Origin of the sequence: Leifsonia poae, assembly GCF_050632865.1 — a bacterium.
GTDB lineage: Bacteria > Actinomycetota > Actinomycetes > Actinomycetales > Microbacteriaceae > Leifsonia > Leifsonia poae_B.
This window is the reverse complement of the sequence record NZ_JBODSA010000001.1, coordinates 483,993-503,201: the sequence shown is the minus strand read 5'-3', so window position 1 is coordinate 503,201 and position 19,209 is coordinate 483,993. Positions and strand designations below refer to the sequence as shown.

Genomic DNA, 19,209 nt, shown 5'->3' with positions numbered 1-19,209 from the left:
GAACCACGACAGACCTCACAAGCGCCCATCGGGGGCGGGAGCGAAAGGAAGAGCACATGGCGAAGCAGTCCATCTTCGGGCGGATCTCGCAACTGTTGCGGGCGAACATCAACGCCCTCCTCGACCAGGCGGAGGACCCGGAGAAGATGCTGGACCAGATGGTCCGCGACTTCACGAACAGCATCGCCGACGCCGAGAGCGCGATCGCGGAGACCATCGGCAACCTGCGGCTGCTCGAAGACGACCACCGCGAAGACGTCGAGGCCGCCGCCGAGTGGGGCGACAAGGCGCTGGCCGCGAGCCGCCAGGCCGACCAGTACCGCGCGTCCGGCAACACCGCCGACGCCGACAAGTTCGACAACCTCGCGAAGGTGGCCATCCAGCGCCAGATCTCGTCCGAGAACGAGGCGAAGGCCGCCGAGCCGCAGATCGCCGCGCAGACCGAGGTCGTCGAGAAGCTCAAGACCGGGCTCAACCAGATGAAGGAGAAGCTGGAGCAGCTGAAGAGCAAGCGCGCCGAGCTGATCGCCCGCGCCAAGAGCGCCCAGGCGCAGGCTCAGGTGATCGACGCCGTGAAGAGCGTCGACATCATGGACCCGACCAGCGAGGTCTCCCGCTTCGAGGAGAAGATCCGCCGCGAGGAGGCCAAGGTGCGCGGCCAGCAGGAGCTCGCCGCCTCCAGCCTCGACGCGCAGTTCGAGCAGCTGGACGACCTCGGCGAGCTGACCGAGGTGGAGGCTCGGCTCGCGGCGATCAAGTCCGGCGGCGGTGCGCAGCAGGCGGTCACGTCGGGCGCCGAGGGGTGAGCGGCGCGTCCTTCCTCGTCGTCCCGCAGTGGCAGGGCTCCGGGTCGTCGCGGGCGATGCGCCTGATCGACGGCGCGGAGGCCATCCGCGGCGACCTTCCCGGCGCTCGCACCCACCAGGTGCCCGTACCGGCAGCGGCCGGCGAATCGCTCGGGACCGGCGTCAACCGGTTCTCGTCGCTGGCCGCGGTGCGCGAGGCGACCGAGGCCGAGCTGGCGTTGCTCGAGGAGCCGGTGGTCACGATCGGCGGCGACTGCGGCGTGGAGCTTGCGGCCGTCCAGCACGTGTTGGCGTCGCATCCCGCAGGCACTGTCGCCGTGGTCTGGTTCGACGCGCACGGCGACCTCAACGACGTGGACTCGTCGCCGTCCGGCGCCTTCCACGGGATGGTGCTGCGCGCGCTGCTCGGCGACGGCCCGGACGGGCTCGCTTCGACGGAGGGAAACCGCCTGGCGCCGCCGCAGCTGGTGCTCGCCGGGACGCGCGCCCTCGACGACGGCGAGTCCGCCTATGTGACCGAACAGGACATCCGGGTCGTCGCGCCGGGCGAGTTCGACGACCCCGACGCGATCGTGAACGCGGTCGCGGCGACCGGTGCGTCGGCCGTGTACCTCCACATCGACCTCGACGTGCTCGACCCCTCCGCGATCGACGGGATCGGCTATCCCGAGCCGTTCGGGGTGCAGCCGGAGCGGCTGACGGAGGCGATCCGGGCGCTGCGGCGCCGGTTCGAGCTGGTCGGCGCCGGGCTGATGGAGTTCGCTCCCGAGTCACCGGATGCGGCCACGCGCGACCTGCCGGTCATCCTGCGCATCCTCGGTGCGCTGACCGGTCCGACCGGAGCCCCCGCGGAGGCGCGCTAGCGTGGGCAGCATGACCGAGCCCAAGATCCTCGTCGAGCGGCGGGGCCACATCCTGCTGATCGGCCTCAACCGCCCCGAGAAGCGCAACGCCGCCGACTTCGAACTGCTCTCGCAGCTGGCCGACGCCTACGGAGAGCTCGAGCGCGACCCGGAGCTGCGGGTCGGGCTGATGCACGCCGTCGGCGACCACTTCACCGCCGGGCTCGACCTGGCGGATCTCGGCCCTCGGATCGGCCGCGACGGCCTGTCGTTCGTGGGCGAGCACGGCATCGACCCGTGGCAGGTGTCGGGGCGACAGCTCACCAAGCCGGTGGTGATCGCCGTGCAGGGCACCTGCCTGACCCTCGGCATCGAGCTGATGCTGGCCTCCGACATCGTCGTCGCGGCCGCCGGCACGCGGTTCGGCCAGATCGAGGTCACGCGCGGCATCCTCCCGTTCGGCGGCGCCACGCTGCGCTTCCCGCGGGCGGTGGGATGGGGGAACGCGATGCGCTACATCCTCACCGGCGACCTGTTCGACGCGGCCGAAGCACACCGGCTCGGTCTGGTGCAGGAGGTCGTCGACGACGGGACGCAGTTCGACCGCGCGCTGGAGCTCGCCGAGCGCGTGGCCGCGCAGGCGCCGCTCGCGGTGCAGGCCGCGCTCGCGAACGCCAAGCGCGCGGTGCGCGACGGGGATGCGGCCGCAGAGGCGGACCTGCAGCCCGCGCTGGTCCGGCTGGTCGGCAGCGAGGATGCGCGGATCGGCATGGAGGCGTTCCTGACGCGGACCGAGACGCAGTTCGTGGGCCGCTGACCGATCCGATCCCTCCCAGACGACGAACAACCAGGAGCGGCACGGCCGCGGAACCGAGGAGAAGGCATGAGCGAGACCCGGGACTACGACGTCATCGTGATCGGGGCGGGTGCGGTCGGCGAGAACGTCGCGGACCGCGCCGCGCAGGGCGGGCTGAAGACGGTGATCGTCGAGTCCGAGCTGGTCGGCGGCGAGTGCTCCTACTGGGCGTGCATGCCCTCCAAGACCCTGCTGCGCAGCGGCGCCCTGCTTCGGGCGACCCAGCGGGTGGGCGGCACACGGGAGGCCGTCACCGGTCCACTGGACGTCGCGGCCGTGCTCAAGCGCCGCGACGACATGACGAGCAACTGGGACGACGCCGGCCAGGTCGAGTGGCTGAACGGCGCGGGCATCGACCTGGTGCGCGGCTGGGCCGTCATCACCGCGCCGAAGGAGGTGACGGTGACGGCCGAGGACGGCACGGTCACCGTCCTGCGCGCCAAGCACGCCGTCTCCGTCTCGACCGGGTCCGCCGCCCTGATGCCCGACATCCCGGGCCTGCGCGAGAGCGAGCCGTGGTCCAGCCGGGAGGCGACCAGCGCGCAGCGCGTGCCGGTGTCGCTCGCGATCCTCGGCGGCGGCGTGGTGGCCACCGAGATGGCGACGGCCTACGCCGGGTTCGGCACCGAGGTGCACCTGATCGCGCGGAGCGGGCTGCTCGGCGGCGAGGAGCCGTTCGCGGGCGAGATGGTGGAGGCGTCGCTGAAGGAGCTCGGCGTGACCCTGCACCTGGACGCGAAGACCGAGAGTGTGGAGCGCACGGACGACGACGGCTTCCGCATCCGGCTCGACGACGGCACGGTGGTCGAGACGGACGAGTTCCTGGTCGCGACCGGTCGCCTCCCCCGCACGTTCGGCATCGGCCTGGACGCGTTCGGGCTGGAGGAGGGCGCCTGGCTCGACGTCGACGACAGCATGCGCGTGCTCGGCTCCGACGGCCGGCCCGTGGACGGCGGGTGGCTGTACGGCGTCGGCGACGTCAACCACCGGGCGCTGCTCACCCACCAGGGCAAGTACCAGGCGCGGGCCGCCGGCGACGCGATCGCCGCCCGCGCGCACGGTCGCGACGTCTCGCTGGAGCCGTGGGGCACCTACGTGGCGACCGCCGACCACCAGGCGGTCCCGCAGGTGACGTTCACCGACCCGGAGGTCGCGTCGGTCGGACTGACGGCCGCGCGCGCCGAGAAGGCCGGGTATCGCATCCGCGTGGTCGACTACGACATCGGCAGCGTCTCCGGGGCGCACGTCGTCGCCGACGGCTACACGGGCAAGGCCCGCATGGTCGTGGACGAGGACCGCGGCGTGGTGCTCGGCGTCACCTTCGTCGGCCAGGACGTCGGCGAGCTGCTGCACTCGGCGACCGTCGCGGTCGTCGGCGAGGTGCCGCTGAGCCGACTGTGGCACGCCGTCCCGTCCTACCCCACGGTCAGCGAGGTGTGGCTGCGGCTGCTCGAGGCCTACGGGCGGCCCACCGAATGACGGCGTTCGACCGGACGCCGCTCGGACGCCTCCTGCTCGACTCACCCCTCTCGCGATTGGGCTACCTCTACGCGACCGCGGTCGGCCACGCCTGGGGGTTCCTGTGGAGCACCGGGCGGATCGAGCGGCGCGCCGGGCTGACGGTGTTCCGAGGGATGCCGACGCGCACGTTCGGCCGCGGCGGCTCGTGCGTGGGAGGCGTCTACCTCACCGACCACAACGTCAGCGACGACGTTCTCGAGCACGAGGCCGTGCACAAGCGGCAGTGGCAGCGGTACGGGATGCTGTTCCCGTTCCTGTACCTCGTGGCGGGGCGCGACCCGCTGCAGAACCGATTCGAGATCGAGGCGGGCCTCGAGAAGGGCGGCTACCGATGACGCGCACCATCGTGATCACGGGGGCGAGCTCCGGCATCGGCGTCGTCGCCGCGGAGCAGCTGGCGGCGGCGGGCGACGAGGTCGCGATCGTCGGCCGCAACCCCGAGCGGACCCGCGCGGTCGCCGAGCGGATCGGCGCCACGCCCTTCCTCGCCGACTTCGAGCGGCTGGACGACGTGCGCGCCCTCGCCGCCGCCCTCCTCGACCGCTACGACACGATCGACGTGCTCGCCAACAACGCCGGCGGCCTCAACCACGAGCGCGAGTTGACGGTCGACGGGCACGAGCGCACCATCCAGGCGAACCACCTGGCGCCGTTCCTCCTCACCGCGCTGCTGCGTCCCCGGCTCATCGAGACCGCGGCGGCGGGACGGGACGTGCGCGTCGTGTCCACCGCGAGCCTCGCCAACCGCTTCGGGCAGCTCCGCGTCGACGACCTCGACTGGGAGAAGCGGCCGTGGCAGGGCGGTTGGCGGGCGTACGGCACGGCGAAGCTGGCGACGATCCTGTTCGCCGCGGAGCTGGCCGAACAGCTGACCGGGACGGGCGTGACCGCGTACTCGTTCCATCCCGGCACCATCGCCACCAACTTCGGCAACTCCTCGCCGCTCATCCGCTTCGGGCACCTGGTGACCCGGAGCACGTTCGGCATCCCGGTCGAGGCGGGCGCTGCGCCGCTGCTGTTCCTCGCGGGACCGGCGCCGGTCGGAGCCCCGAGCGGCACCTACTTCGACAGGCTGACCGCCAACGGCCGCACCAACCCGCAGGCGCGCAACGCGCAGCTCGGCCGCGACCTCTGGGCCGCGAGCGAGACGCTGGTCGGCCTCCGCACCCCCGCCTGACCCGCCTCTGGTTGACGCAACACGCCGTCCCGCCATCTCGCCGCACGGCGTGTTGCGTCAACCAGACGGCATCCAGGGGACGCAACACGCCGTTATGCACGCCGCGTGACGGCGTGTTGCGACCCATGGATGGGGTCAGCGGGCGGCGGAGACCGCCTCGGGAGGCATGCCGACGGCGTCGAGGAGGTGGTCGCGCACCTCGGCGGCGAGCGTGAAGGCGCCGGTCACGATCGCTCGGGTCTCGCCCGGGCCGTCGCACAGCATCTCGTCGCACCAGGCCCGCACGGCGCGGGAGCCGGCCTCGCCAGGGGCGCACCGCTCGCCGGTGCCCGGGCGTCCGCTGCGCTGCGAGCGCGCCAGCCAGGTGACGGTCATCCGCATCGGCGTGGCCAGCGGGACGATCTGGGAGTCGTCCGCGACCTCGACGAACACCCGCCCCCGGGCGCACAGCGGCAGCAGCGCGAGCTGCGCCTCCAATTCGGCCAGCGACGTCTCGTCGCCGACGACCAGGAACTGGACGCGGTCGTCCGCATGCGCGGTCGACGCGGTGTGGGCGGCGTGGTCGGGACGGTACATCTCGCCTTCCACTATAGGTGAGCCTCACCTAACCTCCGCATCCCTTCCGGAGGTCGGGGGTTCGCGGCATGATCGGAGCATGCAGCCCTCCGCCTCCTCCCCCATCGCCCCGATGCTCGCGAAGGCGGTCCCCGCCGTGCCCGCGCCCGACAGCGTCGCCGGCGGCCTGAGCTACGAGCCGAAGTGGGATGGCTTCCGCGCGATCGTCTACGCGGAGGACGCCGGCGACGGCACGATCGGCGACGTGCAGATCGGCAGCCGCGGCTCCAAGATGCTGACCCGCTACTTCCCGGAGCTGGTCGACGCGTTCCGCCGCATCCTCCCGGGGCCGTGCGTGCTCGACGGCGAGATCGTGGTGCCGACCGGCGAGCCCGGGAGGCAGCGGCTGGACTGGGAGGCGCTATCGCAGCGCATCCATCCCGCCGCGAGCCGTGTGAACATGCTCTCCGAGTCCACCCCGGCCACCTTCGTCGCGTTCGACCTGCTCGCGATCGGCGACGAGTCGTACGTCGACCGGCCGTTCGCGGAGCGCCGCGCTGCGCTGGAGGAGTTCGCCGGCGACCTGCCCGCGCCGATCCAGCTGACCCGCACGACGACCGACCTCGAGACCGCGCAGCGCTGGCTGGTCGAGTTCGAGGGCGCCGGCCTGGACGGCGTGGTCGCCAAGCCGTTCGCCGGCCAGTACGCCCCGAACAAGCGCACGATGCTGAAGATCAAGCACCACCGGACGGCGGATGTGGTCGCGCTCGGCTACCGCATTCACACCAGCGGGCGCGGCGTCGGCTCCCTGCTCGTCGGCCTCTACGACGACTCGGGGCGGCTGCTCAACGTCGGCGGCGTCTCGGCGTTCACCGACGCCAAGCGCCTGGCGCTCATCGACGAGCTCGCCCCGCTGGTCGAGCGGGACGAGAACGGCGAGGCGGTCACCGGCGAGACCGACCGCAGCCGGTTCTCCGGCAGCAAGGACGTGTCCTTCGTGCGGCTGCGTCCCGAGCGCGTGCTGGAGGTCCGGTACGACCAGATGGAGGGGATGCGGTTCCGGCACACCGCGCAGTTCGAGCGCTGGCGGCCCGACCGCGAGGCCCGGTCGTGCACCTTCGAGCAGCTGGACCGCCCGATCGCCTACGACCTCGGAGACGTGCTGACCTGATCCGGCCGCGCGGCCGTTGCGCGGCCGCCGGGACGGTGGTTGCGTGTGCCGCATGGCAGACGAGGAGCGGCCGGGCGCCGAGCGGTTCCTGCCGCCGAAGCGCGATGTGGAGTCGCTGCGCGCGGCGGCGCCGGACTGCCGCGGCTGCGAGCTGTACCGCGACGCCACGCGGGTCGTGTTCTCCGCCGGCCGCCCGGGCGCCACGCTCGTGCTCGTCGGCGAGCAGCCGGGCGACCGCGAGGACATCGAGGGCGAGCCCTTCGTCGGCCCGGCCGGCCACCTCCTCGACCAGGCCCTCGAGGATGCGGGCATCGACCGCGGCGACGTCTACGTGACCAACGCCGTCAAACATTTCCGCTTCCACCGCCAGGCAAGCGGCGCATCCACGAGAAACCGGCGGTCGGCAACATCGTCGCCTGCCATCCGTGGCTGGACGCGGAGCTCGCCGCCGTCGATCCGCGTGTCGTGGTCTGCCTGGGCGCGACCGCCGGGCGCAGCGTGTTCGGCCGGCCGGTGCGCATCCAGCAGGAGCGCGGTCGTGTGCAGGAGACGCGGGACGGCCGCGCCGCGCTCATCACGACGCACCTGTCCGCACTTCTGCGGCTGCGCGACGACCCGGGATGGGATGCCGCCTACGACGCGTTCGTCGCCGACCTGCAGGCGGCAGCGAAGGCCGCCACCGCGTCCTGACCCCTACGCCTTCTTCGCCCGGCTCGGCTGCACGCGCGGCGGCTCGCCCGGCATCTTCGGGTAGTCCGGTGGGAACGGCAGCTCGCCGAGCCCGTTCGAGAGGTCGCGCTCCCACCAGCCGAGGAGTTCGTCGATGCGCCCCGGGGCTTCGGCGAACGACTCCCACGGGTCGCCGACCGTGCGCAGCCGCTCCGGCATCGTCAGCACGGTGAACTGCTCCGGGGACACGTGCTCGAGCTCGTCCCAGGTGATCGGCGCGGAGACGGAGGCGTGCGGCAGCGCCCGCGGGCTGTACGCCCCGGCCATCGTGCGGTCGCGGTTCGCCTGGTTGAAGTCGACGAAGATGCGCTCCCCGCGCTCCTCCTTCCACCACGCGGTCGTGACCTTGTCCGGCATCCGGCGTTCGAGCTCGCGCGCCGCCGCGATGACCGCGTGCCGCACATCCAGGAACTCCCGCTCCGGGACGATCGGCGCGAACACGTGGAGGCCGCGGTTGCCCGAGGTCTTGATGAACGCCGTGAGCCCCGCCTGCTGCAGCACCGCGCGCAGCTCGATCGCGGCGGGCACCGCGTCCGCGAACCCGGTGCCCGGCTGCGGGTCGAGGTCGATGCGCAGCTGGTCAGGGTTGTCGGAGTCCTCGGCGCGCGACGGCCACGGGTGGAAGACGACCGTGTTCATCTGGGCGGCCCACACGGCCGCGGCCGGCTCGTCGATCACGAGCTGTGGGTGCGATCGGGCGCTCGGATAGACCACCGGCACCGAGCGGACGTAGTCCGGCGTGCCGCGCGGCGGGTTCTTCGAGAAGAACTGCTCGCCGTCGATCCCCTCCGGGAAGCGCTGGAGGGACACCGGCCGGTCGCCGTTGGCGCGCACGAACACGTCGCCGACCTCGACGAGATAGTTCGCGAGGTCGAGCTTGGTGATCCCGACCTCGGGGAAGATGACCCGGCCGGGACTCGAGATGCGCACCTCCCGATCGCCGTGGGGGCCGGGAACCGTGAGGACGACCGCGTCACCTGCCATGGCACCCACCGTACCGCCCCAACCGCCGGTGTCCGCGATGTGAATTCGCAGTGGGATACCGCGGGGCCGCTTGAGCCCGGCCGCGCGTGGGACAGAATGGCTAAGCGGGCACGCATTCGTGCCGCCCGCGCTGAAGAGGTCTCGAGAAGAGGTGCATGACCCTGAGGATCGTGAGCTACAACCTCCGTAAGCACGCCGCCAGCGGCGAGCTGCAGGACATCGCGCAGGACCACGACGTCGACGTGCTCTGCCTGCAGGAGTGCGACAGCGAGGCGCTTCCGCCCCGCCTCCACCACCTGGCGCTCGCCGACACCACCCGCGCCAATCGGCTGGGACTCGCGGTGTACGTGCGCGACGACCGCTACGAGATCCTCCACTCGCAGGTGTTCGCGGTTAAGAAGTCCCTGCACGACCGGGTCCTGGCTCCCGCCAACGAGCGCCTGCTCGCGGTTCACCTGCGCGACCGGGACAGCGGCGAGGACGTCCTCGTCGGGTCGTTCCACGCGGCGCCCCTGACGGCCCTCAACTCGCTGCGCCGCGAGCAGATCGCAGCAGCGCACGCCGGGATGCGGTCCCTCTCGCCCGACACGCCCGCGGTCATGGTCGGCGACTTCAACTACCCGTGGTTCATCCGCGGCCTGGAGCGCCACCTCACGACCTCCGGCTACACGCTGAAGCGGACGACCGAGCCGACCTACCTGCGCTACAAGTTCTTCTCCGGCTACTTCGACTTCGTCACCTCGACGGGCTTCGAGATCGAGCACGTGGACGTGCTGCCGGCCGGGGCGTCCGACCACCGGGCCATCCGTCTGGATGCGGAGCTCGTGGCGTGAGCGACGGCGTCCCCTCCGCCCTGCTCGTGATCGACCTGCAGAAGGGCGTCCTTCCCGGCTGCGTCGACGTCCCTGCCGTCTTGGGGCGCACCGTCGCCCTGGTCGACCGTGCCCGCGCCACCGGCACCCCGGTCATCTGGGTGCAGCACGAGGAGGACGGGATGGAGGAGGGCACGCCCGCCTTCGACCTCGCCGACGAGCTGACGCCGGCCGACGGCGAGCCGCGCATCCTGAAGCACTACCGCGACGCCTTCGCCGACACCGACCTCGACGAGATCCTGGAACGCCTGGACGTCGGCCGCCTGGTCATCGCCGGCGCGCAGACCGACTACTGCATCCGCACGACGGCGCAGAGCGCGGCGGTCCGCGGCTTCGACGTGACCCTGGTGTCGGACGCGCACACCACGACCGACACGGAGTGGGACGGCGTCGAGATCAGCGGACAGCAGATCGTCGCGCACACCAACCGGTACTTCGCGGGGCTGCGGTACCCGGGTCAGCTGTTCGCGGCGGAGCCCGCGGCGGACGTCGTGCTCTGACTCCGGCCTCGCGCCGCCGGTAGCCCCGGCGTACCGTGACCCGCATCCGACGGCGAGGTGGTGTGGATGGAGTTCCCCGCGTGGCTGACCGGGTGGCTGGCCGGCGACGACTACACGATCGCCCGCGAGATCCTGGAGCGGGGTGTCGCGGCGATCTACCTCATCGCGTTCGTGTCGGCCGTCAACCAGTTCCCGGCGCTGCTCGGTGACCACGGGCTGTTGCCCGCCCGCCGCTTCCTGCAGCATCCATACGCCCAGAAGCAGCCGACCCTCTTCCGTTGGCGGTACTCCGACCGGCTGCTGCGAACGGTCGCGTGGACGGGCGCGGTGCTGTCCGCCCTCATCGTCGCCGGAGTCGTGCAACTCGCCCCGACGTACGTCTTCGTCCCCGTCTTCCTCATCGTGTGGTTCCTGTACCTGTCGATCGTCAACATCGGGCAGACGTTCTACGGCTTCGGCTGGGAGAGCCTGCTGTGCGAGGCGGGATTCGTCGTCGCCTTCCTCGGCGCCTGTGACACGGCCCCGCCGATCACGATCGTGTTCTTCATCCGCTGGCTGGTGTTCCGGCTGGAGTTCGGCGCCGGGATGATCAAGATGCGCGGCGACCGCGTGTGGCGCGACCTGACCGCGCTGTACTACCACCACGAGACGCAGCCCATGCCCAACCCGTTCAGCCGGACCGCGCACCTGCTACCGAAGTGGTGGCACCGGGTGGAGGTGCTGGGCAACCATTTCGCGCAGCTGATCGTGCCCTGGTTCCTGTTTGCGCCGCAGCCCGTCGCGAGCGTCGCCGCCGCCATCATGATCCTCACCCAGCTGTGGCTCGTGCTCACGGGCAACTTCGCGTGGCTGAACTGGATCACGATCGTGCTGGCGTTCGCGGGCATCAGCGACGGCGTCTGGAGGTGGCTGCTCGGCGGGGCGCCGGTCGGCGGGATCGGCGCGGACATGGTCCCGCTCTGGTACGCCGTGGTCGCGGTGGCGGTTACCGTGTTCCTCGTCGTGCTGAGCTGGCCGCCGCTGCGCAACCTGTTCGCGCGCCGCCAGCTGATGAACGCGAGCTTCAACCGCTGGCACCTCGTGAACGCCTATGGCGCTTTCGGCAGCGTGACGCGGGAACGCTACGAGGTGGTCGTGGAGGGCACAGCCGACGACCCGCACGACCCGGAGGCGGTCTGGCGCGAGTACGGGTTCAAGGGCAAGCCCGGCGATCCGCACCGGGTGCCGCGGCAGTTCGCGCCATACCATCTGCGGCTGGACTGGCTGATGTGGTTCCTCGCGCTCGGCTCGCGCGACTCCCCTGGTTCGAGGTGTTCCTGCTCCGTCTGCTGGAGGCCGACCGCCCGACGCTGAAGCTCCTGCGGCAGGATCCTTTCGACGGGGAGCCGCCGCGCGCCGTTCGGGCCAGGATGTTCCTCTACCGCTTCTCGACGCACGCCGAGAAGCGTGAGACCGGCGACGTGTGGGTGCGGTCGGAGGTCGGCGAGCTGGTGCCGCCGATCAGCCTCCGCGGGCACTGACTCAGTAGCCGGTGCGCTCGTCCTCCAGGCGGGCGAGGTCGCGCCAGATGAGCAGCTTGAGCCGCGCCGGCTTCTCGCGCTCGTAGTCGGCCTTCAGCGCCTCGGCGCCCGAGAACGCGTCCAGCCCCGCCTCGATCGCGCGGCCGACCTCATCCCAGGCGTCCTTCCGGCCGCGCTCGACCAGCGCCGTCAGCTCGTCGTCGGAGTCGGCCTTCGCCCGCAGCTGCCGGGCCAGCTCGATCGCCGCATCCCGTCGCAGCCGGAGGTTGTCCACATCCACCTTGCGGTAGTCGTGGGGATGCTCGGCGTCGCCGCCCAGGTTCTCGGCCGCCTCCAGCTCCTCCTCGATGCGGCCGGCGGCGATCCCCTGCTCGGACGCCAGCTCGCGCAGCATGGCGGCCGCCTCCATCGCGTGCAGCGCGGGATCGTACGAGTTGCCGTACTGGATGGTGTCCACCACGATGTGGTTCTTCACCGACATGCGGGTGGCGTATTCCGCGAGGAGCATGCCCTCCTCAACCGACTGCTCGAGGGTGGGCGCGACGGGCTCTGGCAGGGCGTCCTCGTCGAACGGACGCGTGCGCGTCGTCTTCTCGACGCTCCTGCGGAACCACTTCGGCCAGCGCATGGAACTCCTCGGAACAGGGGCGCAGCTCTCGCGCCCCCGTCCATTCTGGCCGATACCGCCGACGGATCAGCGGCCGGCGAAGAACTCGTCTCGCGCGCCGCGTGTAGAGCAGGACGATGATGAGCAGCGACCACAGGATCTGGATGATCCCGCTCGCCACCTGCGAGGTGAACAGCATGAGCAGGCCGTTGAGGATGTCGATGATCATGACGATGGTCACCACCGCCCGCGCGCCCGAGCTTCCCCGCAGCAGCCCGCGGGCCACGATCACGACGATGATGCCGAGCAGGATCGACAGGATGGCCGCCGTCGTGATCCCCGCCAGCGCGCCGCCGTTCCCCGCCGCCATCTGATCGCGCGTGAACAGCACGATGATGCCGCCGATGATGTTCAGGATGCCGTTGATGTAGGCGAGGACGGCCACGAAGGTGACCGATCCGGGTCGTGGGTTCATGTCCTGATCCTCCGCTCTCGCCGACCGCGCCGATGTCGGTCGCTTCCGGTAGCTTGGCGGATATGGCCGGCTACCGCTACGAGTTCGAGGCAGAGCTGTTCCGCTGGGCGTCCCGGCGGGAGCTCTGGGTGTTCGCCCGGCTGCCGCTGGAGGTGTCGGAAGATATCCGCCTCCAGCCGCATCCACCCGCCGGGTTCGACTCGGTGAAGGTGTCGGTGACCTTGGGCGGCTCTCGCTGGTCGACGTCCATCTTCCCGCAGGAGGACGGCAGCTACGTGGTGCCGATCAAGAGCGCGGTCCGCAAGGCCGAGGGCGTCGAGTTGGGCGACCGGGTCAGGATCGGGGTCGAGCCCCTGCTGTAGTCCGAAAATGTGCCGACGCGCGTAAGGAATCGCACGTCGTCCCGTCGTAGTAGATGTGTGGTTGGACATCTCGACAGCAGCGTCGGTGCTCATCAGCAAGGAATCGAACTCGTGAGGGCTGTCGCCTGCGCGGTGTTCGTCCTCGCGTCAGTGGGCTTCGCGATCCTGTGGTGCTGCGCGGGCGGCCCCGGTTGGTACGGGATCGTCGTGACCGTCCTGTGCGCGTCGAAACTGCTCCTGTCGTGGGTGCACCGGCCGAAGGTCGTCCGCGCGCCGGAGGAGCAGGCGCAGCTCGACCGGCTGCGCGTCGGTGTGGCCATCCCGATGTACAACGAGGATCCCCACATGCTGCGTGCGTGCCTGGCCTCGTTGCTGGTGCAGACCCGCGCCGTGCAGAGCGTCGTCGTCGTGGACGATGGATCGCATGATCCGACATCCATCGAGGAAGCCCGGGGGTGGATCCCGTCCTTCGCCGAGCGCGGCATCCGTCTCGAGGTCGTGGAGTTCGACACGAACCGGGGAAAGCGCGAAGGCCTCATGGAGTGCGTCGAGCGGCAGGCGCAGACGAACCTGATGCTCTGCGTGGACTCGGACACCGTTCTCGACGAGAAGGCGGTGGAACAGGCGATCATCCCCTTCGTGCAGTCGCAGGTCACGGTCGTCACCGGTCTCGTGCTCGCCATCAACTACCACAAGAATCTCTTGACGCGTCTCACCGATCTTCGCTCCGGCAATGCCTTCCTCTACGAACGCGCCGCCTATTCGAGTCTGCGGTCGGTGCTCTGCGCGTGCGGCTCGCTGGCGGTGTATCGCACGGCGATCATGCGCGCACGACGGGAGGACTTCCTCACGCAGACGTTCCTCGGCATTCCCGCCGTCTTCGGCGACGACCGGAGGCAGACGAACTACGGACTGCTCGAAGGGGACGCCCTCCTCCAGCCGTCGGCCATCGCGTATACGGCGGTGCCCGAACGGTTCAGCCATTACACCCGGCAGCAGATCCGGTGGAACAAGTCATTCTTCCGTGAATCCCTCTGGGTGCTCGGGTCGATCCGCCCGACGGAGGCCGCATTCTGGCTGACGGCGGTCGAGCTGGTCAGTTGGGTCGCGCTCTCGCTGGGCATGGCCTACGCGGTGCTCGTCGCGCCGATCGTCTACGGCAGCTCACCCTTCGTGCTGTATCTGCTCTGTATCGTGCTCCTCTCCTACGCACGGTCGATCCGGTACCTGGACATGGAGGGGACGACTCGTTCTCGCTCCGAGCGCGTGGGCGGTTTCCTTCTGGCGCCGGCATACGGGCTCCTCCACGTGTTCTACCTCCTGTGGCTTCGGGCCTACGCGCTGGTGACGTTACGACGCGGACGGTGGGGCACGCGACGAAGCGTGGAGGTCGTCCTGCCGGAGGAGCACCGAGTGGAGCCCGAACGTCTGGGCGCGCGATAGCCCCGGCCGTCACCTGCTGCCGGTGATCGTGTTCAGCGCGAGCACGATGATGAGCCCGTTGAAGAAGAAGCTCAGCACCGAGTGCCACACGACCGTCCAGCGCAGGCGCGTGCTCAGTACCTCCACGTCGGAGGCGGCGAACGTCGTGCCGAGGGTGAAGGCGAAGTACACGAAGTCCACGAAGCGCGGGTCGGTCGGGGGCTGGTCGGCGGGATGCGGGAAGCGCAGCATCGGCGTCGGCGCGCTGTAGTACCGCTGGTAGTAGATCTGCGAGAAGCCCCAGTGCAGGAACCCCCAGGCCAGCAGCATGGACCAGACCCCGACGACGTCGGTGAACGAGCCGATCTCCGGATCGTTGCGGGGACCGAGCACCTGGATGGCCGCGCCCAGCCCGATCAGGCTCGCGAGGATGGTCGCCGTCATCGACACCACCCGCGCGCCGCGGCCCGTCTCCCAGCGCGCCGGACGGCCGGCGGGCGGCGCCACGGCCTTCGCGAGCCGACCGAGCACGATCAGCGTCACGATCAGGTAGACCGTCCCGATCGAGCACCACAGGCCGAGCAGCAGAAGCGCGGTGACCACGTCGTCCTCCGCGAAGACGACCAGCCACAGCCCCACCGCGATCATCGCCAGCTGGGCGAGCAGGCTCGCGACGAACCCCACCACGACCATCGGGCGCCGTGCGGGCGCGCTCTGCGACATACCTGGATGCTAGGGGCTCGTGCCGCCAATGTCGGAGATTCGGGCGTGATCCGTCCGAATCTCCCGCCGCACCGCCTTCCGTCGGAGATTCGGACGGTGTTCTCCGACGATCAATGCCACAGGGCAGGATGGAGGGATGCAGCCCCTCCTCGTCGTCGCCGCCGTCATCCGGTCCGACGACGGCGGCCGCGTTCTCGCCTGCCGGCGCGCGCCGGGCAGGGACGCCGCGGGGCGGTGGGAGTTCCCGGGCGGCAAGGTCGAGGCCGGCGAGGCTCCGGAGGCGGCGCTCGCGCGGGAGATCGGCGAGGAGTTGGGCGCCGGCATCCGGGTCGGCGGCCTGCTCGACCGCACGGTGACGGTGAGGCACGACGGCCGGGCGATCGACCTCGCCTGCTACGACTGCCGGCTTGACGGCACCGTCCCGGTCAGCAGCACCGACCACGACGAGCTGCGGTGGGTGGGTCCGGCCGAGCTGGCGGAACTGGACTGGGCTGAGGCCGATCTGCCGGTGGTGAGGATACTGACCGAGGGCCGCCTGGCGCGTGCTGGAGGCGACGAAACGAGCGTCCGGCGCCGTTCGGCGGGCGACGACGAGGAGGACACGTGAAGGCCCTGTACTACGAGCGGTTCGGCGGACCGGTGACGGTCGCCGACCTCCCCGACCCCTCGGTGCCCGACGGCGGCGCCGTCATCCGCGTCGGAGCGTCGGGTCTGTGCCGCAGCGACTGGCACGCGTGGGTCGGACACGACGACACCGTGGCGCTCCCGCACGTTCCCGGTCACGAGTTCGCCGGGGTCGTGGAGGCGGTCGGCGCCGGCGTGACCCGCTGGCGCCCCGGCGACCGCGTCACCGCGCCCTTCGTGAACGGCTGCGGCGAGTGCGAGTGGTGCCGCGCGGGGGCGGCGCAGGTGTGTCCGCAGCAGACGCAGCCCGGGTTCACGCACTGGGGTTCGCACGCCGAGGTCGTCGCCGTGCGGGCCGCGGACACCAACCTCGTCCGCCTGCCGACCGGCTTGGAGGCGGATGCGGCCGCCGCCCTCGGCTGCCGGTTCGCGACGGCGTTCCGCGCGGTGACGGCGCGGGCGCGCATCCAGCCCGGGCAGTGGCTCGCGGTCTACGGAGCCGGCGGCGTGGGATTGAGCGCGGTCATGATCGCAGAAGCGCTGGGCGCGCGGGTGGTGGCCGTCGACCGCTCCCCGCTGCGCTGGAACTCGCGACGCGGCTGGGCGCCGAGCGTACCGTCCTCGCCGGCCCGGACGCCGCGGACGCCGTGGTGGACGCGACCGGTGGCGGCGCGCACGCGAGCATCGACGCGGTGGGGTCGGCCGAGACGGCGGCCGCGTCCGTCCGCTCGCTGCGCCGCCAGGGCCGCCACGTGCAGGTCGGCCTGCTCGCGACCGCGGTCCCCGACCTCCCGCTCGACCGCGTCATCGGCTGGGAGCTCGACGTGCTCGGCAGCCACGGGATGGCCGCGGCCGACTACCCCGAGATGCTGGCCCTGGTCGCCTCCGGACGCCTCCGCCCGCAGGACCTCCTCGGCCGCACGGTCGGCTTCGAGGAGGCCGCGCGGCTGCTGGAGACGGCGGACACGGCGCCGCCGACGGGCATCGCGGTGCTGCACCCCGCGGGCTGACCCGGATCGGCTCCTCAAGATCCGGACATGCTTCAAGGTCTGGCCGTCAGGGTGCGGACTCGGGTGGGGATTCGGTGGAGAGCGCTCCCGCGGACGGCCTCTCGGGGATCGGAGGAGCCCACTCCTGACCTTCGGGACTCGACGGCGGTTCTGCAACGATCAGCTGCGGTGCATCCACCGCGCCGGCACCGTAGGTCACCGGGTTCGCCGAGGTCTTCGGCTCGAACGCGAACACAATGACCGGGATGAGAAACAGTACTGCCGTCACGAGTGTCGCCGCGCCCACGAGACGCCACCACACATCAGGCCATTCGAGTTCGGGCAGCGTCGGCGGCAGGGCGAGCAGGACGGCGATCGCCCAGACGAAGGCGACCGCCAGGGAGGCGAAGACCTTCGTGGCCTGCGATGTCGCATTGGCTACGAACCGACGCCCGTACGTCTGAGTGACGAGCAGCGCCGCGCGGACCAGAACGATGATCCAGAAGAACCGAAAGAACTGCGTGGACCAGACGACGGCGTTCGCGGAGTCCTCCGGCTGGAAGAGACCACCCCACGTCTTCAGCAGTCCGACGAGGACGAGGATCGCATTGACCCCCGTCGACACCGGCAGATACCACCGGTGAGGGCCGTTGGCCAACCCGGCGTCGAGCACAACAGTGCCCGCGAATGCCGCTGCGATCAGCAGTGTCAGCCACGCGCGTCCGGCGATCTCCGCCTGATCGCCCAGGATGATGAAGACCGACCCGAGTAGCGCTGCCGCCACGAGGACACCGATCGCCAGCCACAACGACAGGCGTCGCCAACGTGGACCTCGGGTCGTCGTGCCTACCTGATCCATGCTGATTCCTGCCGTTCCGCTCGTGAGCCGCCGGTACGGAAAGTCCGTACATCAATGAAGACGAGCTCGACGGGGAATCATGACGCCCCAGACCATCGGGCAGAATGAAGGGATGCGCATCGCCGACTTTCCTCGCCCGGACACGGCCGCCGCCCGCGCCGCCGTCCAGATCGCGACGACCTACCACACGCCGTCGCTGCTGAACCACGTGCAGCGGTCGTGGCTGTGGGCGGAGGCCTTCGCCGCGCACGGCGGGTTCGCGCCCGACCACGAACTCCTCTACGTCTCGGCGCTGCTGCACGACCTCGGCATCACGCCCGAGTTCGACAACGCCACCCTCGCCTACGAGGACGCCGCCGGGCACGTCGCCATCGCCCTGACCGCCGGGGCGGGGTGGCCGGCCGAGCGCCGCGTCCGCGCGCACGAGGTGATCGTGCGGCACAACTGGCCCGAGGTCGACCCGGCGATGGATGTGGAGGGCCACCTGCTCGAGATCGCCACCGCGCTCGACATCTCGGGCGCCCGCGCCGACGTCCTTCCGGTCGAGTTCCAGCGCGAAGTGCTGACGGCGTACCCGCGGTTGGAGCTCGCCGCCGAGTTCGGCGCGTGCGTGGCCGACCAGGCCGAGCGCAAGCCGGACACCTCCGCCCGGCGGCTGGTGGACGGCGGCGTGCAGCGCAAGCTCCGCGACAACCCGCTGGAACGTATCCTCGAAGGGTGACCGCCGCCCTCGACTCCGTGCTTCTGCCCGCGGACAGCTGGCGCGACCGCGAGCGCGCGCACGCCGAACGCGCGGACGCGCTGACCGCGGACCATCGCGCCCGGGCCGCGCGCGGCGAGAAGCACCCGGTGTGGGACTTCCTGTTCATCTACTACTCGTACTCCCCCGCGCAGTTGCGCCGTTGGCATCCGGGGCCCGGGGTCGAGCTCGCCGACGCGACGGCCGACCCGCGCGCGTCCTGGCGCTGGTACACGCCGGGCAGCACGCCCGGCTCACTGACCGTCGACCGCGACGGGATGGAGCGCGAGAAGGCGCCGATGCTGCGCACGGTCGAGCGCATCCTGCGGTCCACCGCCGCGCGTCCCGGCCGGTTCGGCTGCTTCGGCCTGCACGAGTGGGCGATGGTCTACCGGCAGGACGAGCACCGGCATCCCGTGCCGCTGCGGCTCGGGCAGATAGCGACCGATGCGGTGGTCGAGTCGCACGAGCTGCGGTGCACCCACATCGACGCGTTCCGCTTCTTCACATCGGACGCCGTGCCGCTCAACCGGTACGCCCCGACCCGGGAGACGCAGCCCGAGCTGGAGCAGCCCGGCTGCCTGCACGCCGGGATGGACGTCTACAAGTGGGCGATGAAGCTCGGCCCGCTGGTGCCCGGCGAGGTGCTGCTGGATGCGTTCGAGCTCGCCCGCGACATCCGGCTGCTCGACATGCAGGCCTCGCCGTACGACATGCGGCCGTGGGGCGCCGAGCCGGTCGCGATCGAGACGCCGGACGGCAAGGCCGAGTACGTGCGGCGGCAGCGCGCCTTCGCCGAGCGGTCGAATGCGCTGCGGGCGCGCATCCTCGACGCCTGGCTCGGCGCGGAGGCGGCCGCCGCCTGACCCCGGCCCG

The 19,209-nt window shown here is 71.1% G+C and carries 20 protein-coding genes and 3 pseudogenes; 17 read left to right on the top strand and 6 right to left on the bottom strand.

The window, feature by feature from the left end:
- Nucleotides 1–56: 56 nt before the first annotated feature.
- From ACRAWB_RS02505 to ACRAWB_RS02480, 6 genes are all read left to right on the top strand, one after another.
- Complete coding sequence (locus ACRAWB_RS02505; protein ID WP_431351909.1) at nucleotides 57–806, top strand: PspA/IM30 family protein; 750 nt, start codon at nucleotides 57–59, stop codon at nucleotides 804–806.
- On the top strand, nucleotides 803–1,669 hold the full coding sequence (locus ACRAWB_RS02500; protein ID WP_431351908.1) for an arginase family protein: 867 nt from the start codon (nucleotides 803–805) through the stop codon (nucleotides 1,667–1,669). Before ACRAWB_RS02505 ends, ACRAWB_RS02500 begins: the two co-directional genes overlap by 4 nt.
- Nucleotides 1,670–1,679: 10 nt before the next feature.
- Nucleotides 1,680–2,465, top strand: coding sequence for a crotonase/enoyl-CoA hydratase family protein (locus tag ACRAWB_RS02495; RefSeq protein WP_431351907.1), 786 nt, complete (start codon nucleotides 1,680–1,682; stop codon nucleotides 2,463–2,465).
- 66 nt (nucleotides 2,466–2,531) lie between these two features.
- Complete coding sequence (locus tag ACRAWB_RS02490) at nucleotides 2,532–3,983, top strand: dihydrolipoyl dehydrogenase family protein (RefSeq protein WP_431351906.1); 1,452 nt, start codon at nucleotides 2,532–2,534, stop codon at nucleotides 3,981–3,983.
- On the top strand, nucleotides 3,980–4,360 hold the full coding sequence (locus tag ACRAWB_RS02485) for a Fe-S oxidoreductase (protein ID WP_431351905.1): 381 nt from the start codon (nucleotides 3,980–3,982) through the stop codon (nucleotides 4,358–4,360). Before ACRAWB_RS02490 ends, ACRAWB_RS02485 begins: the two co-directional genes overlap by 4 nt.
- The gene (locus ACRAWB_RS02480; RefSeq protein ID WP_431351904.1) at nucleotides 4,357–5,202 is read left to right on the top strand and encodes an SDR family NAD(P)-dependent oxidoreductase; all 846 of its coding nucleotides are present in this window, start codon (nucleotides 4,357–4,359) and stop codon (nucleotides 5,200–5,202) included. Before ACRAWB_RS02485 ends, ACRAWB_RS02480 begins: the two co-directional genes overlap by 4 nt.
- A gap of 135 nt (nucleotides 5,203–5,337) precedes the next feature.
- Here ACRAWB_RS02480 and ACRAWB_RS02475 read toward each other — a convergent pair whose 3' ends face one another.
- Nucleotides 5,338–5,778 carry an SIP domain-containing protein gene (locus ACRAWB_RS02475; RefSeq protein WP_431351903.1) on the bottom strand — a complete coding sequence of 147 codons (441 nt, stop codon included), beginning with the start codon at nucleotides 5,776–5,778 and terminating at the stop codon, nucleotides 5,338–5,340.
- A 79-nt stretch (nucleotides 5,779–5,857) separates the two neighbouring features.
- Here ACRAWB_RS02475 and ACRAWB_RS02470 point away from each other — a divergent pair, with 79 nt between their 5' ends.
- Both ACRAWB_RS02470 and ACRAWB_RS02465 read left to right on the top strand, forming a co-directional pair.
- On the top strand, nucleotides 5,858–6,928 hold the full coding sequence (locus tag ACRAWB_RS02470; protein WP_431351902.1) for an ATP-dependent DNA ligase: 1,071 nt from the start codon (nucleotides 5,858–5,860) through the stop codon (nucleotides 6,926–6,928).
- Between the two features lie 52 nt (nucleotides 6,929–6,980).
- Nucleotides 6,981–7,618, top strand: a pseudogene (locus tag ACRAWB_RS02465) (UdgX family uracil-DNA binding protein).
- 3 nt (nucleotides 7,619–7,621) lie between these two features.
- Here ACRAWB_RS02465 and ligD read toward each other — a convergent pair.
- Nucleotides 7,622–8,641 (bottom strand): non-homologous end-joining DNA ligase, encoded by a 1,020-nt coding sequence (ligD, locus tag ACRAWB_RS02460; protein ID WP_431351901.1) that lies wholly within the window; start codon nucleotides 8,639–8,641, stop codon nucleotides 7,622–7,624.
- A gap of 155 nt (nucleotides 8,642–8,796) precedes the next feature.
- Between ligD and ACRAWB_RS02455 the strand changes: the two genes are divergently transcribed.
- The 3 genes and pseudogenes from ACRAWB_RS02455 to ACRAWB_RS02445 all read left to right on the top strand — a co-directional run bounded on the left by ACRAWB_RS02455 (nucleotide 8,797) and on the right by ACRAWB_RS02445 (nucleotide 11,533).
- Nucleotides 8,797–9,474, top strand: coding sequence for an endonuclease/exonuclease/phosphatase family protein (locus tag ACRAWB_RS02455; RefSeq protein ID WP_431351900.1), 678 nt, complete (start codon nucleotides 8,797–8,799; stop codon nucleotides 9,472–9,474).
- Nucleotides 9,471–10,013 carry a cysteine hydrolase family protein gene (locus ACRAWB_RS02450; protein ID WP_431351899.1) on the top strand — a complete coding sequence of 181 codons (543 nt, stop codon included), beginning with the start codon at nucleotides 9,471–9,473 and terminating at the stop codon, nucleotides 10,011–10,013. The genes ACRAWB_RS02455 and ACRAWB_RS02450 overlap by 4 nt, the downstream gene beginning before the upstream one ends.
- Nucleotides 10,014–10,079: 66 nt before the next feature.
- A pseudogene (locus ACRAWB_RS02445) lies at nucleotides 10,080–11,533 on the top strand (lipase maturation factor family protein).
- 1 nt (nucleotide 11,534) lies between these two features.
- Here ACRAWB_RS02445 and ACRAWB_RS02440 read toward each other — a convergent pair.
- Both ACRAWB_RS02440 and ACRAWB_RS02435 read right to left on the bottom strand, forming a co-directional pair.
- Entirely contained in the window at nucleotides 11,535–12,041 is a 507-nt protein-coding gene (locus ACRAWB_RS02440) for a hypothetical protein (protein ID WP_431351898.1), read from the bottom strand.
- A gap of 7 nt (nucleotides 12,042–12,048) precedes the next feature.
- Nucleotides 12,049–12,615 (bottom strand): DUF7144 family membrane protein, encoded by a 567-nt coding sequence (locus ACRAWB_RS02435; RefSeq protein ID WP_431351897.1) that lies wholly within the window; start codon nucleotides 12,613–12,615, stop codon nucleotides 12,049–12,051.
- A 62-nt stretch (nucleotides 12,616–12,677) separates the two neighbouring features.
- Here ACRAWB_RS02435 and ACRAWB_RS02430 point away from each other — a divergent pair, with 62 nt between their 5' ends.
- The gene (locus ACRAWB_RS02430) at nucleotides 12,678–12,977 is read left to right on the top strand and encodes a DUF1905 domain-containing protein (protein ID WP_431351896.1); all 300 of its coding nucleotides are present in this window, start codon (nucleotides 12,678–12,680) and stop codon (nucleotides 12,975–12,977) included.
- Between the two features lie 111 nt (nucleotides 12,978–13,088).
- The gene (locus ACRAWB_RS02425; RefSeq protein ID WP_431351895.1) at nucleotides 13,089–14,420 is read left to right on the top strand and encodes a glycosyltransferase; all 1,332 of its coding nucleotides are present in this window, start codon (nucleotides 13,089–13,091) and stop codon (nucleotides 14,418–14,420) included.
- 9 nt (nucleotides 14,421–14,429) lie between these two features.
- Here the strand turns inward: ACRAWB_RS02425 and ACRAWB_RS02420 are convergent, their stop codons facing one another.
- A complete protein-coding gene (locus tag ACRAWB_RS02420) occupies nucleotides 14,430–15,122 on the bottom strand; it encodes a DUF1345 domain-containing protein (RefSeq protein WP_431351894.1) in 693 nt (230 codons plus the stop codon).
- A gap of 136 nt (nucleotides 15,123–15,258) precedes the next feature.
- Between ACRAWB_RS02420 and ACRAWB_RS02415 the strand changes: the two genes are divergently transcribed.
- Together ACRAWB_RS02415 and ACRAWB_RS02410 are read left to right on the top strand one after the other, a co-directional pair.
- Nucleotides 15,259–15,729, top strand: coding sequence for a (deoxy)nucleoside triphosphate pyrophosphohydrolase (locus ACRAWB_RS02415; protein WP_431351893.1), 471 nt, complete (start codon nucleotides 15,259–15,261; stop codon nucleotides 15,727–15,729).
- Nucleotides 15,726–16,756: pseudogene (locus ACRAWB_RS02410) on the top strand (zinc-dependent alcohol dehydrogenase family protein). Before ACRAWB_RS02415 ends, ACRAWB_RS02410 begins: the two are co-directional and overlap by 4 nt.
- A gap of 46 nt (nucleotides 16,757–16,802) precedes the next feature.
- Here ACRAWB_RS02410 and ACRAWB_RS02405 read toward each other — a convergent pair.
- Entirely contained in the window at nucleotides 16,803–17,594 is a 792-nt protein-coding gene (locus ACRAWB_RS02405) for a hypothetical protein (RefSeq protein WP_431351892.1), read from the bottom strand.
- A 112-nt stretch (nucleotides 17,595–17,706) separates the two neighbouring features.
- Between ACRAWB_RS02405 and ACRAWB_RS02400 the strand changes: the two genes are divergently transcribed.
- Both ACRAWB_RS02400 and ACRAWB_RS02395 read left to right on the top strand, forming a co-directional pair.
- On the top strand, nucleotides 17,707–18,315 hold the full coding sequence (locus ACRAWB_RS02400; RefSeq protein WP_431351891.1) for a cyanamide hydratase: 609 nt from the start codon (nucleotides 17,707–17,709) through the stop codon (nucleotides 18,313–18,315).
- The gene (locus tag ACRAWB_RS02395; protein ID WP_431351890.1) at nucleotides 18,312–19,199 is read left to right on the top strand and encodes a 3-methyladenine DNA glycosylase; all 888 of its coding nucleotides are present in this window, start codon (nucleotides 18,312–18,314) and stop codon (nucleotides 19,197–19,199) included. Before ACRAWB_RS02400 ends, ACRAWB_RS02395 begins: the two co-directional genes overlap by 4 nt.
- The last annotated feature ends 10 nt before the right edge of the window (nucleotides 19,200–19,209 follow it).

Excerpts from the sequence above, each read along its gene's own strand:
- ACRAWB_RS02505 (WP_431351909.1), top strand. The coding sequence starts at position 57 with ATGGCGAAGCAGTCCATCTTCGGGCGGATCTCGCAACTGTTGCGGGCG.
- ACRAWB_RS02495 (WP_431351907.1), top strand. The coding sequence starts at position 1,680 with ATGACCGAGCCCAAGATCCTCGTCGAGCGGCGGGGCCACATCCTGCTG.
- ACRAWB_RS02490 (WP_431351906.1), top strand. The coding sequence starts at position 2,532 with ATGAGCGAGACCCGGGACTACGACGTCATCGTGATCGGGGCGGGTGCG.
- ACRAWB_RS02485 (WP_431351905.1), top strand. The coding sequence starts at position 3,980 with ATGACGGCGTTCGACCGGACGCCGCTCGGACGCCTCCTGCTCGACTCA.
- ACRAWB_RS02480 (WP_431351904.1), top strand. The coding sequence starts at position 4,357 with ATGACGCGCACCATCGTGATCACGGGGGCGAGCTCCGGCATCGGCGTC.
- ACRAWB_RS02475 (WP_431351903.1), bottom strand. The coding sequence starts at position 5,778 with ATGTACCGTCCCGACCACGCCGCCCACACCGCGTCGACCGCGCATGCG.
- ACRAWB_RS02470 (WP_431351902.1), top strand. The coding sequence starts at position 5,858 with ATGCAGCCCTCCGCCTCCTCCCCCATCGCCCCGATGCTCGCGAAGGCG.
- ligD (WP_431351901.1), bottom strand. The coding sequence starts at position 8,641 with ATGGCAGGTGACGCGGTCGTCCTCACGGTTCCCGGCCCCCACGGCGAT.
- ACRAWB_RS02455 (WP_431351900.1), top strand. The coding sequence starts at position 8,797 with ATGACCCTGAGGATCGTGAGCTACAACCTCCGTAAGCACGCCGCCAGC.
- ACRAWB_RS02440 (WP_431351898.1), bottom strand. The coding sequence starts at position 12,041 with ATGCTCCTCGCGGAATACGCCACCCGCATGTCGGTGAAGAACCACATC.
- ACRAWB_RS02435 (WP_431351897.1), bottom strand. The coding sequence starts at position 12,615 with ATGAACCCACGACCCGGATCGGTCACCTTCGTGGCCGTCCTCGCCTAC.
- ACRAWB_RS02430 (WP_431351896.1), top strand. The coding sequence starts at position 12,678 with ATGGCCGGCTACCGCTACGAGTTCGAGGCAGAGCTGTTCCGCTGGGCG.
- ACRAWB_RS02420 (WP_431351894.1), bottom strand. The coding sequence starts at position 15,122 with ATGTCGCAGAGCGCGCCCGCACGGCGCCCGATGGTCGTGGTGGGGTTC.
- ACRAWB_RS02415 (WP_431351893.1), top strand. The coding sequence starts at position 15,259 with ATGCAGCCCCTCCTCGTCGTCGCCGCCGTCATCCGGTCCGACGACGGC.
- ACRAWB_RS02405 (WP_431351892.1), bottom strand. The coding sequence starts at position 17,594 with ATGGATCAGGTAGGCACGACGACCCGAGGTCCACGTTGGCGACGCCTG.
- ACRAWB_RS02400 (WP_431351891.1), top strand. The coding sequence starts at position 17,707 with ATGCGCATCGCCGACTTTCCTCGCCCGGACACGGCCGCCGCCCGCGCC.